At 61.7% G+C, this 668-nt stretch carries 1 protein-coding gene; it reads right to left on the bottom strand.

Translation table 11 applies throughout. The features are described 5' to 3' along the window. Positions 1 to 668: VCBS domain-containing protein (locus ACIPLA_RS27480; RefSeq protein WP_401177552.1), on the bottom strand; the 668-nt coding region annotated here is incomplete at both ends.

Raw genomic sequence — 668 nt, 5'->3', positions numbered from 1 at the left:
CCGGATTGGGCCTGGAAGGTTTCCGGGCTGTCGATGTCGCTAACGGTGAGACTGCCGCCGGTGGTGAGTGGGGCATTGGTTTCGGTCAGCACGATGTTGGCCGAGGACAACACGGCGGCGTCGTTACTGCCGGTGATGTGGACTGTGACCGAAGTGAGGGTGCCATCGGCACTGCTCACGACGAAGGTGTCGGTGTAGGTGGTGCCGGCGACGAACTCGTTGTGGGCGCTATTGGCGACATAGCTCCAGGCACCATTAGTGCCGATGGAGAATTGGCCGTAACTGCCGGCGGTGTTGGGTTGGGCGACGAAGGTTGCGGCGCTGTCGATGTCGCTGATGGTCAGGGTGCCGTTGGTGGTCAGTGGGGCATTGGTCTCGGTGAGGTTAGCGATGTCGGCGGACAACACGGCGGCATCGTTGGTGCCGAGGATATGCACGGTGACCGAAGTGAGGGTGCCATCGGCACTGCTCACTGAGAAAGTGTCGGTGTAGGTGGTGCCAGCGGCGAACTCGTTGTGGGCGGAGTTGGCGACATAGGTCCAGGCACCATTAGTGCCGATGGAGAATTGGCCGTAACTGCCGGCGGTGTTGGGTTGGGCGACGAAGGTTGCGGCGCTGTCGATGTCGCTGATGGTCAAGGTGCCGTTGGTGGTCAGTGGGGCATTGGT

Origin of the sequence: Pseudomonas sp. NPDC086112 (assembly GCF_044746425.1) — a bacterium.
Classification (GTDB): Bacteria; Pseudomonadota; Gammaproteobacteria; order Pseudomonadales; family Pseudomonadaceae; genus Aquipseudomonas.
The sequence above is the reverse complement of the archived record's forward strand: the minus strand, read 5'-3'. Positions and strand labels throughout refer to the sequence as shown.